This is a genomic window from Methanococcus voltae (genome assembly GCF_024807655.1).
Classification (GTDB): Archaea; AGJL01; Methanococci; order Methanococcales; family Methanococcaceae; genus Methanococcus; species Methanococcus voltae_D.
Window position 1 is genome coordinate 165497 of the sequence record NZ_JANUCR010000002.1, and the last position, 16277, is coordinate 181773.

Below are 16277 nucleotides of genomic sequence, written 5' to 3' on the forward strand. Positions count from 1 at the left end.
AACTATCGTTTAAAATACATATATTAATTTAAATATCGTTATTTTAAATATCGGTTATTTTCGGTGATTTTATGGAAAAAAATAGTACTTACGAGAAACTTAAAAGTCAAAAAATAGAGGAACTGTATTCGAAAGGGCTTCCTTCTAAAATAACTGGAAAAGCACATATTTTCGGTGATGACGTGGATACTGATGCAATTATTCCAGGTCCTTATTTAAGAACAACTGACCTTTATGAGTTGGCTTTACATTGTATGGCAGGTATTGACGAGGATTTCCCAAATAAAACGGCGAACGGTGATGTAATTCTTGCAGGGGAAAATTTCGGTTGCGGAAGTTCGAGAGAGCAAGCACCAGTTGCAATAAAATACTGTGGTATTCAGGCAATAATTGCAGAAAGTTTTGCAAGAATATTCTACAGAAATTGTATAAATTTGGGTATTATTCCAATTGAATGTAAGGGAATTAAGAAAATTATTGAAACGATAAAAATTCAAAATAAAGATGAAAACAATAAAAAAAACAATGAAAATGTTAAAATATCTGTGGATTTTGAGAATAAAAAAATATATATAAACGATATAGAAATTGAAAACTATTTAATTGAAACCAATGAAATTAATAATAATACTAATAATAATAATAATAATAATACTAATAATAATAATAATAATAATAATAATAAAAACAATATCGATGCTGAAAAAATAACTTGTATTTTCCCTAAAGGCAAAACAATGGATATCTTAGGTAAAGGCGGACTTGTAGGTTATGCTAAATCTCAATAATATTTAAAAAATACTATTTAAAAATATAACTATAAAATATACTAACTATAAAGTATATCTTTAAATTACAACCTCAACTATATTTTTATACTAATTATAATGGTGATTAAATGTCAAGATTAGCGATATTAGATTACGATAGGTGTCAACCAAGACGGTGCTCTATGGAATGTATGAAATACTGCCCTGGCGTTAGAATGGAAGAAGAAACTATCGTTATAGATGAAGATACTGGTAAACCTGTAATATCCGAGCAATTGTGTAGTGGTTGCGGTATATGTACAAAAAGGTGCCCATTTGGTTCCATAAAAATAATCGGTTTGCCTGAAGAACTTTCAGATGATAAGATTATACATTCCTACGGTCAAAACCGATTTAGATTATATGGCTTAATTTCGCCAAGAAATGGCGTGACTGGTATATTAGGACCTAACGGTGTTGGTAAATCCACCATTATTAAAATATTGAACGGTGAATTATTGCCAAACTTAAATGATTTGGAAAATCCTTCGAATATTGAAAATGTAATAAAGCATTTCTCAGGAACAGAATTGCAAAATTACTTCGAAAAACTAAAAGAAAAAAGTATTAAACCAATTCACAAACCGCAATACGTTGACGTACTACCAAAAGTAGTTAAGGGCAAAGTAGGAGATATGTTAAAAAAAGTTGATGAAACAGGAAAATTCGACGAATTAACAAAAGAATTGGAACTTACCAACCTTTTAAATAGGGAATTCACCCAATTAAGTGGTGGAGAGCTTCAAAGAGTAGCTATTGCAGCCGCCTGTTTAAGGGATGGTAGTATTTATTACTTTGATGAACCTACTTCTTGGTTAGATGTTAAACAAAGATTTAGTGCTGCAAAGGTTATAAGAAAAGTCAGTGAAGATAAGAAAGTTGTAGCAGTTGAACACGATTTAATCGTTTTAGACTATTTATCCGATAATATACACATTATGTATGGTGTACCATCTGCTTACGGGGTTGTTACCCATCCAAGAGGTACGAGAGTTGGAATTAACGCATATTTGGACGGATTTTTAAAAGAAGAAAATATACGATTTAGGAAAAACTCTATTATCTTTGAAAAAAGACCTCCTGCAGATAATTCAAACAGACCTATGCTTTTAGATTACACAGATATTAACGTAAATTTGGGAGATTTCAAATTAAACGTTGAAGGGGGCGAAATATACCAGGGTGAAGTAGTGGGTATACTCGGACCTAACGGTATCGGAAAAACAACTTTCGTAAAAGCTTTAGCTGGCGTTATAAAACCTAATGCAGGTGAAATTAACGGAGATATTAAAGTAGCCTACAAACCGCAGTACATTTTAACAGATTTTGATGGAACTGTGGAAGATTTATTAATGGATATTACTGCGATTCACACTTCATTCTATAAGTCGGAGATTGTAAAACCTTTAGCACTCGAAAACTTAATGGAATCAAATGTGAAAGACCTTTCAGGCGGGGAACTTCAAAGAGTTTCGATTGCAGCTTGTTTAAGCCACGATGCTGATTTATATCTTATTGACGAACCTTCAGCTTTCTTAGATGTAGAGCAGAGATTAAACGCTTCAAGAGTTATAAGACGTATGGCAGATGAAAAAGATGCGGCAATGTTCGTTGTTGACCACGATATTTTGTTCCAAGATTATATTTCTGATAGATTTATCGTATTTAACGGTGAAGCTGGAATGAATGGTCAAGGAAGTGCTCCTTTGAAAAAGAGAGATGGTGCAAACAAGTTTTTAAAACAGATGGGTATTACCTTTAGAAGAGACCCGGAAACCGGTAGGCCGAGGGTAAATAAAGAAGGAAGTCAAAGAGATTTACACCAAAAAGAGATTGGAGAATATTATTACGTTGATGAATAATATATCAATATAATATCTCAATACTTAATTTATATTTTTTAAATTATTTTTTCATTTTTTTAAACTTTGAAATTTACCAAGTTTTTCGCCTTTCATACCAATGATATGACAATTAAATTTGATTTTATCCCATCTATACTCTGCTCTTTCAACAACTCGCTTGCAAATTTCGTTATATACAGTTTCAAGAATTCCAATATTTTTTAAATATCCATTTATTTCTTCGGTGGTGTTTGCATACAGCATTTTAGCAATAATCTCTTTATCGTCAATGTATTGAGCAGAATATGCAGTTAAAATTTCATTTCGGGCATCAGAAACTTTTGAATGCGTATTGTATATTCCACCCGCTAATTTGACGATTTTACCAGAATGGCCATAAATTGTTATTTCTTTAATACCTTTTTCAAGAGCTTTATCTAACATAAAATCCCAAAAGTTAGATACTTCGATTACTTTATCTTCATCAAAACCCATTTTAAAGTATTTATCGTTTATATATTCATTTTCATCTTTTTTAGCGTATTTTGTGCCAATATTGCCTGCAACAAATATTACGTCAGTATAATTTTTAGATAACGCAACATCGATTTGAGGAACAAGTGAGTTTTTATATGCGTCATTTGACATCGGTCTCACTATTCCAGTAGTTCCGAGAATTGAAATTCCGTCTATAATTCCCAATTTGGGATTAAGTGTTTTTTTAGCCAATTCTAAACCATTGGGGACTGAAATGGTTATTTCAACTTTTTCAGTAGGTATATTATTTGTTCCATCTTCTTTTTTATCTAATAATTTTAAACAGTTTTCTATAATCATCTCTCGAGGTTTCGGGTTTATTGCATAATCTCCTACTTCAATTTGTAGACCTTCTTTTGTTATATAACCTACACCTTTGCCCCCGTTTACAATTACGAATTTATTTTCATACTCTTTAAGATTTGAATTCTCTAAATTAGTTAACTTATCTAAATTATCATTCGTTAAGAGATTTACCTCAATTTCTATAAATTCACCGTTTGTAATGTCAATATCTTCGCCTGAAAATTTTTTTACAACAACTCTTACATAATTAGCGTTTTCAGGGTCAATTATAATTTTTTCAATCGGGATTATTAAAATTTCCCCGTTGGGATTTTCTATTTCCACAAAATCCAATATTTTTCCTTTTTTTAAATAATAAAGTCCAGAATACGCACCTGCACAAGCACAAGAACCTGTAGTATAACCAAGACTTTTCTCATTTCTAAAATCGTATTTCATAAATACACCAAAGAATTATTTAGTTTTATATTCATTTTTATATTTCTTATTTTTAATTAGGTTTTAATATTGTAAAAGAATTATAAAAAAGTAATTAATTGATATGATTTAAAAATAATAAAAAATAATAAAAACTAAAATTTATTTTAAATTAACAAGCAAGCTCCTACACAGCAATTGATTTGAGGTTCTTCTGAAACATGCAACTTTTTGTTTAATTTGGCTTCAAATACTTCTGTAAGAACGGGGTTTTTAGCAACCCCCCCACTAAATGCAACATCGTTTATTTTTAACCTATGAACCATAGGTACGGTTCTATTTGCAATACTTTCATAAACACCCATTAATATGTCTTCTTTCGGTGTTTTTTTAGATAATAAAGATATTATTTCTGTTTCTGCAAACACTGCACACATTGATGATATTTTAGCAACATTTTCAGATTTATATTTATTTAAATCTTCGTTTTTATCAATTTTTAAAATATCGAGTGATTTTTCTAAAAATTTCCCAGTTCCTGCAGCACATTTGTCGGATAATATAAAGTCTATTACTTTTCCGTCTTTTCCAAGTTTAATAACTTTACTATCTTGACCACCTATGTCAATAAGACCGTCTACATTCGGGAAAAAGTAGTTAGCACCTTTTCCAAGTGCTATTACTTCGGGAACTACCTTATCTACGCAGGATAATTTATGACGTCCGTAGCCCGTAGCAACTATTTTATCGACAGAATAGTCTTTTTCATACTTCTTGACATATTCCATAATCATTTCTTCTTCAATTATAACACCAATGTTATCAATACTATACTCGATAATTTTTTTATTAGTTTCGTCCATTAAGACCGTTTTTGTTGTAGTGGAGCCTATATCAATTCCTAATATCATAATTGCACCATATTATTGTTTTTTTAATTGTTTGTTAAATTTTTATAGGTTTTATAATTTTTATAAGTTTTATAAATTTTACAATTTTTATATTATTTCTTCTTTACTTTATTTTTTCAAATATGTTCGTAAATTATAACAATATAGCTATTGACCACATTAGATAATATAATATCTATTGTATCATATAATATAAAATAACATCGATATGGTTTTAAAATAGTTAAGTTCTAAATCAGCAAAATTTTTGATTAAATTTTAAAATTTTACATAAATATCTGTTTAAATAATAAAAAAGGGATAATTGGTATTTATTTAATTAAATTATTAATAAATAATCCTATTATTTAGTATGAAGTATTTATTTAAAATTGTTAATTTATTCTGGTTTTTCCATTAATTTTGATTTGTTTAATATAGCACCTGGACCTGCGTGAGGTTTTCTGCTTACGCCATCGGTTGCTTTTTCTAATTCTCTTGCTTCATCTACTAATTTAGCAGCGTATCTTATCATTTCGTGTGCTGATGCAACGATAGGGATGTATTTGTCCATTTCTTTAGTCATGAAGCATCCTTTTACGTCAATGTCAGCTACTTTTTCAGCCATTACGAAAGCAGCCATAGCTTTTGCTTTTGCGTATGGGTTTGAGAATTCAGCAGCAGCAACTGCTTTTGCATCTGTAACAATAATTTTTGGAAGTTCAATTTCTTTTCCTTCTTCAACTGCATAAATCATAGCGTCAATAGCGTTTTGAACTACTCTAACAGCACCTGTACCAGCTAATACTCTAACAACGTCAGCGTTGAACATTGACATTTCAACAGGGTCTAAGAATTGTCTTCTTGCACCAATCATAGGGTCGCATTTAATTAAAATGTATCCTAATCCTTGTTCTGCCATAGCGTCTTTGTCTTTGATACCTGGTGCATCACCAATGATTACAGCAGGGATATCCGCAGCGCTTAATAATTCTCTTGCAACTTTTGGTCCTGGAGCAGCTGGGTTTGGTCCAATGTATAATACAAAGTCTGGTTTTATATCTTCAATCATTTTTTTAGTAACTTCTTCAACTTGTTCAGGGCCCATTTTAGCCCCACTACCTACAACTCTTACGTCAATATCGTTTCTGTCAGCTCTTTCATCGAGGCTAAGGTCGACTAAAGGAGACATTCCAATGTTACCACATTTTATGATACCTACTTTTACTACCATAATATCACCAGTTTTGTTATTACGTTATTTAATATATTACCAATTTATTATATACTACCGTATTATCTTTAATGATACTTTATATATATGAATTCCTATTTTAAAACCTTATTACGTGTATTAGATTATCTAATACATTGTTTAATGAAAATAACCCTGGAATTGACAAGTTAGAATATGGGGTTAAAATAAAAATTGAGTGAGGATAATATAAAAGTTAAAATAAAATTTGGTTTTAATAAATTATTTAGTTGATTTTATAGGTTTCTTTGTCCGATTTTTGCAGATTTTCATCAATATAATAATATTCTACAATATTTGAATTGTCAGGTTTGTAAAATACCACAGTTCCTCTTAATTTTTCCAAATCATCTGCTAATTCCACATTATCATAGCTATATTTTTCATTATTGGTAATAAATACTGCAGGATTTTGATAAATTTTAGGCAAATTTCCAACCGAATTCCAGTTTAAAACCCCCTTATTGTCAGGATATGCTGGATTTGATATACCTAACATATTATCGTAAGGTGGAACGGACGAATTTTCGAAGTAATTTTCCAATATTCTACTCCACGATTCATTTGAGCCGGCTTTATTTCTCGAATAAGTGAGTTCTGAACCATTTAAAATATTGCTACTATTTATTTCATCAATAAGTGCATTTTTATTATTTTCAAGTATCTGTTGTATTTCCGTAAGGTTTGTATCGTTTACGGAATTGTTTGGTATGTATGATGCAGGGTCAAAATTTAAATCATCTAATGGTTTTACATAGCTATTACCTGTATCCTTAACGCCCCCAATATAACTAATTCCTACTATGGCGGCTACTACAACTGCTAAAGCGATAAATATACCTATTTCCATTGATACTTGTCCTTTCCTTTTTTTATATTTTGATTTTAACATAATCATACCTTTTAAACTGTTTTGTATTAAAAGTCCATTTTTGGATTTTTACTTAGTTTTAGCCCATATCCTTGACAACATAACTAAATGGATGGTTATTAATTGGTAAATTAGTATAAATTATTAGTATAAATTATTACATAAAAGTATTAAACTAAATATTTGTGAATAAATAAGTTATATAAAAATGTCTGTTTTATGACAATTATAGCAATTATATTTAATTAATACACATTAAACAGTACTCCCATATATATTTTTTTATAAAAATTAATATACTATAAAAGTGATATTTATATTAGTAATTAAATTTAATACATTATTTATTAAAATTAGGAGGGGTTTTAAATGGCAGACGCTGAAAACCTTATAAATGCACTATCTGATAAGGAACTCGTTATCAGAATAGATTTAAAACAAGATATTAGATTAATTAAATTTAAAATAGGTTCTATGGATATAAATGGGGAATTAGGAATTAGTTTTAAATCAATTTCAAAAAATGCGGACGCAGAAACTGAACCAGCAATGATTGCTGAAGAATATATTACAGTTCCTGAAGATGATGAAAAACAACTCTTAGAAGAGCCTATTGAAGAAATTACTGAATAATTTTTATATAATTAACATCTTAAATATTATATAAAATATATTACGACAATTAACTACCATATATCAATAATTTAATAATATATCAATATTTTACTATTTTTACTTTTTAATAATTAAAATCTTATAGTTATGTTTTTATTATTTATAAGTTAATTTAACAAATTTTTTATTCTTTAGGCACTAATTTAGCTTTTTTAATATGGTATGTACCACTTATGCCGTCCCATTCGATTTCTGATTCGATTACTTCGAGTTTTTCCTTAAAGAATGGTGCATCAAAAACAAAAGTTTCTGCTTCTCCCCCTTCAAAAGCCCTATTTATTTCGTATTTTTCCATTATTTTAAGTAATTCTTCGATATTACTATCATCTATTTTCTTTCCAAGCCATTCTTTACCAAGACCGTATGCATAAACGCCTACTATCCTAACATCAAATAATTTAGCCGTATCTCTTAAAATAGTCTCCTGTTCAATGTGCCAAAGGGGTGCTAATGATTCGATGCCTAATTCTCTACAAATTCTGTCCACACGTTCCTTTTGATATTCGCTTGCAAGAGCACCACATACTACTCCGTCAATATCTAATTTAGAAAGAGCTTCTTTTAAGTCTTCTACTTCTTTCTCTTTTTCGCCTTCTGTAAATACTTCTACCAGAGGAATACCTGTAGTTTCAGCTATTAAACTTGTAAGTTCTACATTAGGTATGTGAAACATATAACTTTCTTTGTTTTTTGATTTTACGTTTACTAAATATTTAACATCGTGTCCATTTTGCAATGCCCAATATAACGCATATGTTGAGTCTTTTCCACCAGAATATAAAGATGCAAGTTTCATAATTTTCAAATCCTACTTTTAAATAATATTTTAAGTTTAATACGGAATATTAAAAATATAAAATACATAGTCGTATTATATTTTAAATTTGCGAGTAATAAAATCCTTTTAATTATTTCATTTTTAGGACACATTCTATAAAAAATTAATCCCAATTTTTAAAGCAATTGATTATTAGATGTTATAATATATCACATTGTTGTATAGCTTATTAATTTATCTAATAGATATATTTATAAAATATAAATATTAATATACATATTAATTTACTAAATAATAAATCTATTTCCAATCGGAAACTTAACTCAAAATAACACTGCCATAAAATTTAACAACAAAACCTTTGGTGACAAGATGAATGAATTAAAATCCGTTGCAAAATTAAATGAAGCTTTTGCAAATAGAAAAAACCAATTATATGCAGAAAAAGACGAAGGAAAAAAGGTATTTGGTTTATTCTGTACTTTCGTACCTGTAGAATTAATCCACGCATCAGGTAGTATACCTGTAGGTTTATGTGGTGGAAAAGACTCAACAATTCCCTCCGCTGAAGAAGATTTACCAAGAAATTTATGTCCTTTAATCAAATCCTCATATGGTTTTAAAAAAGATAAAGCTTGTCCATACTTTGAAGCAGCAGATATCGTAATAGGTGAAACAACCTGTGATGGTAAAAAGAAAATGTTCGAAAAAATGGAAGAAATGGTAAAAATGCACGTTATGCACTTACCACACTTTAGAGATGAATCTTCCAGAAAATTATGGGTTGAGGAAGTTATTAAATTTAAGGAATTAATTGAAGAATTTACTGGAAATAAAATCACTGAAGAAAAATTAACTGAAGCTATTGCTTTAGAAAATAAAGAAAGAGAATTATTCTATAAAATTTATGAATTAAGGGCAAACGACCCAACACCTATAACTGGTAAAGATGCTTTATCTTGCTTCCAAAAATCATTTTTATTAAATATACACGATAGAATAGAAATTTTAACCGAATTAGTAGCAGAATTAGAAGAAAGAGTCGCAAAAGGCGAAGGATACACTGGAAAAAGAATTTTAATCGCTGGATGTCCAATGACTGCAGGAAACACTAAAATGGTGGATATCGTTGAAGAACTCGGTGCTGTAGTAGTTGGTGAAGAAACTTGTACGGGTACAAGAAAATTCGAAAATTTCGTGGAAGGAAATACAATCGAAGACATCGCAAACAGATACTTCAATATAACATGTGCTGTAGCTTATAAAAATGATAGAAGAATCGAAAGAATCAAAGAATTAGTAGAAGAGCAAAAAGTAGATGGTGTAGTATACTATACATTACAATTCTGCCACGACTTTAACGTTGAAGGTGTTTTAATTGAAGATGCACTTAAAGAAGCAGGAATCCCAATTATTAGGGTAGAAACTGATTACTCTGAAAGTGATAAGGAACAAATAAAAACCAGATTAGAAGCATTTATCGAAATGATTTAAATTATTTCCAAACAATTTCATTACTATCTTTTTTATATTTTTTATTTGACTTTCTTTTTTTAACGTTATTTTTGGTATTTTTTTTATCAATTCTTTTTTTAACCATCTTTCTAACGAGCTCCGCCCCACATATTTCGCAGGTTTCACTACTATAATTTACATTATAAAGCTTTTTACAGCCCTTACACATCTTACGCCAAATGAATTCTTTTTTAATTCCTTCCATATTAATATTTTTAACAATTATTTCGAATTTTTTTGCAACGTTCTGAATTCCATAGTCGTCAGTATATAATATGCCGAAAAGCTGTATTGAAAGAGCTAAAATTTCCATATCATTGTCGGAAACAGCATCACCTGTTTTTAAAGCAGTTTCTTTAACCATATTTAATATTTCAGCGCTTGGTTCCATAATTTTAACACGATTTGATTCAATTGACAAAAAAACAATGTCTTCTTTTGTTTTTACTTCTTCAACTATATTATTGGTTGTAAAGTGTTCCCCTTCTTCTAACATTGGGTTGTATCCGTGTATAAACGCTGAAGCATCAAGAATTTTTAAATTTTCATTAAAATTTTCCTTGTAATTGTTAATAATTTCTCTCATCTTTAAAGAATAATTGTCCATAATATCCCTAATAAATATCTATAAAATAAATCACTAAATTTTTTGATAATTCGTTCAATATATTTTAATATTAAATAATACTATATCTCATTTAAAACTTAGTATGATATGGTTAAATACTCTATCGAAATTAGCTATTAAAATTAAATTACATATTAAATTACATATTAAATTACATAATAAATATGGGTTAAAATAAGGGTTATTATGGCAAAAAATAATAAAAATAGTAAAAAAGGAAAAGAAAAACTTAATAATAAAGTTGTTGATAAAGAAATCAGTAATAATAAGGATAAACACGGTTTAATACAGAATATGCCTCACATTTTAGATTTTTCAGAATATAAGATGATTACGAATATTGAAGATATCAATAATACTGAAAATTTGGGTACAAATACTACAAAAAATCAAAAAAATAGTAAATTTGAAACCTTAAAAATTGAAATAAACAAGTATTATGAAGTTGAAATACCAAAAAATACCAAAAAATATGGTAATATAATATTACCAAAAAATACAGATAAAAATACAGATAATGAGAAATATAAAAACAAAAAAATAATTTTGGAAGATTTTAAGGACGAAACAAGCAAATACGCTTTAAAGAATATAAACAATATAAAAAGTGATATATTAACAAATATCTCTATGAATTTAGCAACGGGGCTTAAAAATAAAATCACTGGTCGTAAAACAATATATATAACTGATAATGTACCATTAATGGGTCATACGGCTTTTGGCGTAATTGACAGGGGTACAAATATAATACAAGTTCGAGGTCATAGTGGTTGTAATATAAGATGCCCATTCTGTTCCGTAGATGAGGGAACACCTTCTAAATCAAGAATAAATGATTATTATGTGGATATAGACCATTTAATGAATACATTTGAGCAAGTAGTTAATTATAAAGGAAATAATAGGCTCGAAGCACATTTGGACGGTCAGGGTGAACCTACCTTATACCATCCATTACCGGAGTTAGTAGAACGTTTGAATAACGTTGTAGAAAAAGGAAACGGCATCGTTTCTATTCAAACTAATGGGGTAAATCTTTCTTACAAATTAATAGATGAATTAGAGGAAGCTGGTTTGCACAGAATAAATATGTCTATAAACGCAATGGATGAAAAATTTGCAAAGGGAATGTCTGGAAAGAAAACATACGATATTGAAAGAATAAAAGAAATGGCTGAATACGTTAAAAATTCTAAAATCCACTTATTAATTGCACCATTATTATTACCCAATTATAACGACGAAGAATTTAGAAAAGTAATTGATTACGCTGTTGAATTACAAAGTAGGGTGCCTCAAAATACCATAAATCCAATTACCGATAAATTAAACCCAATTTTAGGTGTCCAGTTGTGTTTAACTTATCAATTCGGTAGAAAAGTACCAAATATGAAACTTTGGGATTTTAAAAAGTTTTATGAATTTTTAAATAATCTTGAAAATGAATATACTAAGCAAGGATTAAACGTTCATTTGAAAACGCCTTTAAAATACTATGGTTCAAGACCTGTGAAAAGAATTCCTTGCCCATTTTCATTAAATGAAACTGTTGAGGGTGTAAAAGTAATCGCTGAAGGTAGAATATATGGTGAAGTTATTGGTATGGCTCGAGACAGAGTAATACAAATAATAAACTGCAAAAACACGGAAAAATTGCTCGGAAACACTGTAAACGTAAAAATTCATAGAGTAAAGGATAATATAATTGTTGCTACATTATGTTAATTATATTATTATTATTATTATTATTATTTTTAATTTTTTAGTTTTATTTTTAGTTTTATTTTTAATTTTTTTAGTAATTTTATTCGTTTTTAATCTTAAATTCTCAAATATACACATAATAATATATACAAAAACATAATTTATTATGTATTAAGATTACCAAATTTAAAATTATATTTAACACATAGTACTGCAAAGGTTAAAGGTGTAAAAATGGTCGATACGAACGATTTAAAGTTTATTGAAGAACAATTGGGTAGAAAACCGAATGACGTAGAAATAGCAATGTTTGAAAATTTATGGAGTGAACACTGCGCATATAGAAGCTCCAAAAACCTCTTAAAAATGTTTGGAAGAACCGTAAAAGAAAATCCAGATATGATTGTAGGTCCAGGCGATGATGCAGCAATTATAAGACTTGACAAAGATATTTGCGTATCAATGGCAATGGAAAGCCATAACCACCCTTCATATATAGACCCTTACAATGGTTCAGCAACTGGAGTCGGTGGAATAGTTAGAGACATTATTTCAATGAATTCTAAACCAATAGCTTTGTTAGACGCACTTAGATTTGGGGATATCCAAGGTAAAGAAAAGGATAAAGTAAAATGGCTCGTAGATGGAGTTATGAGCGGTATTGGGGATTATGGAAACAGAATCGGTGTTCCAACCGTTGGCGGCGAATGTGAATTCGATTCATCATACGACTACAATAACCTCGTAAACGTTGTTGCTATTGGTTTAGTAAACGAAAACGAGATTGTTCAAGGTAAGGCAAAAGAAGAAGGTTTATCTATTATTTTAGTAGGGGACACGGGTAAAGATGGTATTGGGGGAGCTTCATTTGCGTCAAAAGATTTGACAAGTGAAAGTGAAGGCGACAGACCGAGCGTACAGATTGGTGATGCCTTTAAGGAAAAAAAATTAATCGATGCAACCTTAGAAGCTTGCAAAACAGGCAATGTAATGGCAATGAAAGATTTAGGGGCAGCAGGTATTACATCATCTTGCTCAGAAATGTGTTTCAGTGGCGGAGTAGGTGCAGAATTACATCTCGAAAACGTATTTTTGAGAGAAGCAGGAATGACACCTTACGAAATAATGATTTCTGAAAGCCAAGAAAGGAATTTATTTGCAGTTAAAGCAGGCTCTGAAGAAGAATTGCTCGCAATTTTTGAAAAATATGAATTACCTTGTGCAGTAATCGGTAAAACAACAGATACTAAGAGATTAATCGCTTACCACAATGAAAAATTAGTGGTTGATTTACCACTTGAGTTATTATGTGAAGCTCCATTATATGATATGCCTGAAAAAGAAGATATCAAGGAAAAGCCAGAAAATAAGGAAAAAATAGAATCCGATGCAAAAACTCCAAATAATAAGGAAGAGCACAACGAAACACTTAAAAAAATGCTTGAAAGTCCGAATATTTGTTCAAAATCAAACATTTACGAAAGATACGACCACGAAGTGCAAGTAAGAACTGTGGTAAAGCCAGGAAAAGACGCAGCAGTTTTAAAAGTACAAGATATTTACCCAATGGGTGTAGCTTTAACAGCTGATTGTAATTCAACATACTCAAAGTTAAACGCATATGAAGCAGCTAAGACTTTAGTATGTGAAAGCGTGAGAAATTTGGCAACTGTAGGGGCAAGACCTATCGGTATGTTAGATAATTTAAACTTTGGAAATCCAGAAAAGCCTGAAAGATACTGGCAACTCAAAAAATCAATTGAAGGATTAACAGACTCCGCAGAGTTTTTAAATATTCCCGTAGTTGGTGGAAACGTAAGTTTGTACAATGAAACTATCATCGAAGGTAAGGATTACCCAATAAACCCAACACCTACAATAAGCATAATCGGAAAAGTTAAAGACGTTGAATTAATACCTAACGTAATGATAAAACCAAAAGAAAACGATGTTTTATTATTAATCGGTGAAACCAAGGAAGAAATGGGCGGTAGTGAGTATTACAAAGTAATTCACAATACTGAAGACGGATTTATCCCAAAAGTAGATTTGAAAAAAGAAATGAACACTTACAACATATTAGTCGATTTAATAGAAAATGGTTTAATTAACGAAGCTATCGATTTGTCAAGAGGCGGTTTAGCTATAGCATTGAGTAAAATGACAATGAACACTAATTTAGGTGTAGACATCGCATTAAATAGTAATTTGTCAGATTGTGTAAGTTTATACTCAGAATCATCTGGAAGAATTTTAATAGCAGTAAATCCTGAAATTATGGAGTATGTAATTTCAAAATTCAGCAGTAATGAGATATTTGCAACAAAATTAGGTGTTTTAACAGCTGAAAAACAATTGAAAGTTGAATTAAACTCAAAAGAAATTATAAATATTTCATCAGAAGACATAAAAGAGAGTTATTATAATGGATTTCCTAAATTAATGGGAGAATTATAATAATACTAATAATAAAAATAATACTAATAATAAGAATAATAAATAAAAAAATACTAAACTAAAATAAAAATAAAATATATATAAATAATTTTTTTTACCACTTATTTTTGTTTTTTAATTAAAAGTCAATTTCAACGTTATAACATTTTTCAACATTATATTTATGAATATTATAACACATATCTTCATTCATTAGCTCATTTTCTAAAAGCTTTCTTGTACGTCTTGGAACAGATTTAATTCCTAATGCAACACCGGGACGTTTTAAATCGTCTATATAGTCTGTTTCCATTAAAAACCGGTCAGATATTTTAATAGCTTCATTGCAAGGTGAAGAAGCCACTATCGAAGGCATAATTCCATATTTAATACCTTCTTTAACTCGATTATCACAATGATGTTTAATAACTTTTTCAGGTTTCAAACCCACGGATTTTGCCATTTCTGAAAATTCCTTAAACTGTGCATCTGAGGCACTTTCAGCATGTACTTGAATGGCACAATCTGCATCTTTTGCAAGTTCCATACCATATACAAATAGTTGATTTGATATATCCCATAGTATTTCTGCATCATCGCCAGTTAATTCAAAATGTGGTCTACCAATTTCCCCAATCCCTACAATATTATCATTTTCCATTACAATCTTTTGACAATATTTTAGGGCTTCAGCTACTCTATTTTTAGCTTTTTCAATATTCATTCCGTTTCTAACGAAATTTATAATCTCTACAGGATGTACACCAACCATACCAAAAGCTTGTATATTAGTTTCTTCTTTAATCTTTTGTAATGATTTATGTAATTCATCGATGGGTTTTTCTAATTCTAAACTAAAAGCAGGTTTATTTGGTATAATCATGGTTTTACCGCCTGCTTTTTCAAATACTTTGGCAACTTTTACAGCACCCATTCCATTTTTTTCGTCAATATGAATATGGTTGTCCGTAATTGGGAGGTTTTTCAAAATTTCCATGTTTTCACAAATTAATAAGGGTAATCATATTAATAATAATTTTATAAGATATTATTTATTCTTTATTAGTTTCATTTTTTTCATATTTCTTAAAATCTACACAATTTTTGCTTATTTTAATGTCAATCAATGGCGTTTCGTTAAAAGCGTCAATTTCTTCTTTTAAATAAATTATACCTTTTTCAAAATCGATATTTGCTATATCAATGTCGTATAATGCTATAGGATTAGGTCTCATAGGTGAACGAGTTGCAAATACTCCTCTTTCAGGTATATTAACATTTCCTCGAGGGTGTACTCTCATAACGCTTCTTTTTTCTTCATTGTCGGATTTATCAAACCAGAAAAGGAGTGTAATTTTATCATCAACTTTTAAACCTTCCATACACGTTAAATAATCTTTATTTATTTCAACATAATCTTTATCGTTGTTATTTTCATTTCCTTTTAAAAATGTCCCAATTTGGTAGATATTATATTTTTTTAAATTAGTATTACTCATAGTTTATACCCCGTTAATTTCTAAATTAATAATTTTTTAAGCAATAGTTGTTTTTAATTTATTTATTCAAAATATGTTATGTAAAAAGTAGATATATGTAATGTAAAATT

13 protein-coding genes and 1 pseudogene are annotated in these 16277 nt (G+C 29.4%); 6 read left to right on the top strand and 8 right to left on the bottom strand.

Annotated features, from left to right (window positions below):
• Positions 1-122 precede the first annotated feature (122 nt).
• Positions 123-474: pseudogene (locus tag J3E06_RS03345) on the top strand (3-isopropylmalate dehydratase small subunit); the annotation flags it as partial.
• Between the two features lie 424 nt (positions 475-898).
• Positions 899-2671: a ribosome biogenesis/translation initiation ATPase RLI gene (locus J3E06_RS03350; RefSeq protein WP_013181055.1), complete on the top strand. Its 1773-nt coding sequence runs from the start codon at positions 899-901 to the stop codon at positions 2669-2671.
• Between the two features lie 51 nt (positions 2672-2722).
• On the opposite strand, the gene cbiD is transcribed toward J3E06_RS03350, so the two are convergent.
• The 4 genes from cbiD to J3E06_RS03370 form a co-directional block, all read right to left on the bottom strand.
• Positions 2723-3934: a cobalt-precorrin-5B (C(1))-methyltransferase CbiD gene (gene cbiD / locus J3E06_RS03355; protein WP_013181056.1), complete on the bottom strand. Its 1212-nt coding sequence runs from the start codon at positions 3932-3934 to the stop codon at positions 2723-2725.
• 146 nt (positions 3935-4080) lie between these two features.
• On the bottom strand, positions 4081-4824 hold the full coding sequence (locus tag J3E06_RS03360) for an acyl-CoA dehydratase activase (protein ID WP_013181057.1): 744 nt from the start codon (positions 4822-4824) through the stop codon (positions 4081-4083).
• Positions 4825-5203: 379 nt separating this feature from the next.
• Positions 5204-6037, bottom strand: a complete 834-nt coding sequence (locus J3E06_RS03365; protein WP_013181058.1) for a F420-dependent methylenetetrahydromethanopterin dehydrogenase — start codon at positions 6035-6037, stop codon at positions 5204-5206.
• A gap of 247 nt (positions 6038-6284) precedes the next feature.
• Entirely contained in the window at positions 6285-6950 is a 666-nt protein-coding gene (locus tag J3E06_RS03370; RefSeq protein ID WP_013181059.1) for a hypothetical protein, read from the bottom strand.
• Between the two features lie 348 nt (positions 6951-7298).
• Between J3E06_RS03370 and J3E06_RS03375 the strand changes: the two genes are divergently transcribed.
• Positions 7299-7562, top strand: coding sequence for a hypothetical protein (locus tag J3E06_RS03375; RefSeq protein ID WP_013181060.1), 264 nt, complete (start codon positions 7299-7301; stop codon positions 7560-7562).
• A gap of 166 nt (positions 7563-7728) precedes the next feature.
• On the opposite strand, the gene J3E06_RS03380 is transcribed toward J3E06_RS03375, so the two are convergent.
• Positions 7729-8400, bottom strand: coding sequence for a TIGR00289 family protein (locus J3E06_RS03380; protein ID WP_013181061.1), 672 nt, complete (start codon positions 8398-8400; stop codon positions 7729-7731).
• A gap of 354 nt (positions 8401-8754) precedes the next feature.
• On the opposite strand from J3E06_RS03380, the gene J3E06_RS03385 reads away from it, so the two are divergent.
• Positions 8755-9876: a double-cubane-cluster-containing anaerobic reductase gene (locus J3E06_RS03385; protein WP_013181062.1), complete on the top strand. Its 1122-nt coding sequence runs from the start codon at positions 8755-8757 to the stop codon at positions 9874-9876.
• A 1-nt stretch (position 9877) separates the two neighbouring features.
• On the opposite strand, the gene J3E06_RS03390 is transcribed toward J3E06_RS03385, so the two are convergent.
• Positions 9878-10504, bottom strand: a complete 627-nt coding sequence (locus J3E06_RS03390; protein WP_013181063.1) for a ribonuclease VapC5 — start codon at positions 10502-10504, stop codon at positions 9878-9880.
• Positions 10505-10711: 207 nt separating this feature from the next.
• Between J3E06_RS03390 and J3E06_RS03395 the strand changes: the two genes are divergently transcribed.
• Positions 10712-12253 (top strand): radical SAM protein, encoded by a 1542-nt coding sequence (locus J3E06_RS03395; RefSeq protein WP_013181064.1) that lies wholly within the window; start codon positions 10712-10714, stop codon positions 12251-12253.
• Positions 12254-12466: 213 nt separating this feature from the next.
• Positions 12467-14689 carry a phosphoribosylformylglycinamidine synthase subunit PurL gene (gene purL / locus J3E06_RS03400; protein WP_013181065.1) on the top strand — a complete coding sequence of 741 codons (2223 nt, stop codon included), beginning with the start codon at positions 12467-12469 and terminating at the stop codon, positions 14687-14689.
• A 118-nt stretch (positions 14690-14807) separates the two neighbouring features.
• Here the strand turns inward: purL and J3E06_RS03405 are convergent, their stop codons facing one another.
• Positions 14808-15665: a TatD family hydrolase gene (locus J3E06_RS03405; RefSeq protein ID WP_013181066.1), complete on the bottom strand. Its 858-nt coding sequence runs from the start codon at positions 15663-15665 to the stop codon at positions 14808-14810.
• 55 nt (positions 15666-15720) lie between these two features.
• Positions 15721-16167 carry a tRNA (N6-threonylcarbamoyladenosine(37)-N6)-methyltransferase TrmO gene (tsaA, locus tag J3E06_RS03410; protein WP_013181067.1) on the bottom strand — a complete coding sequence of 149 codons (447 nt, stop codon included), beginning with the start codon at positions 16165-16167 and terminating at the stop codon, positions 15721-15723.
• Between the last annotated feature and the right edge of the window lie 110 nt (positions 16168-16277).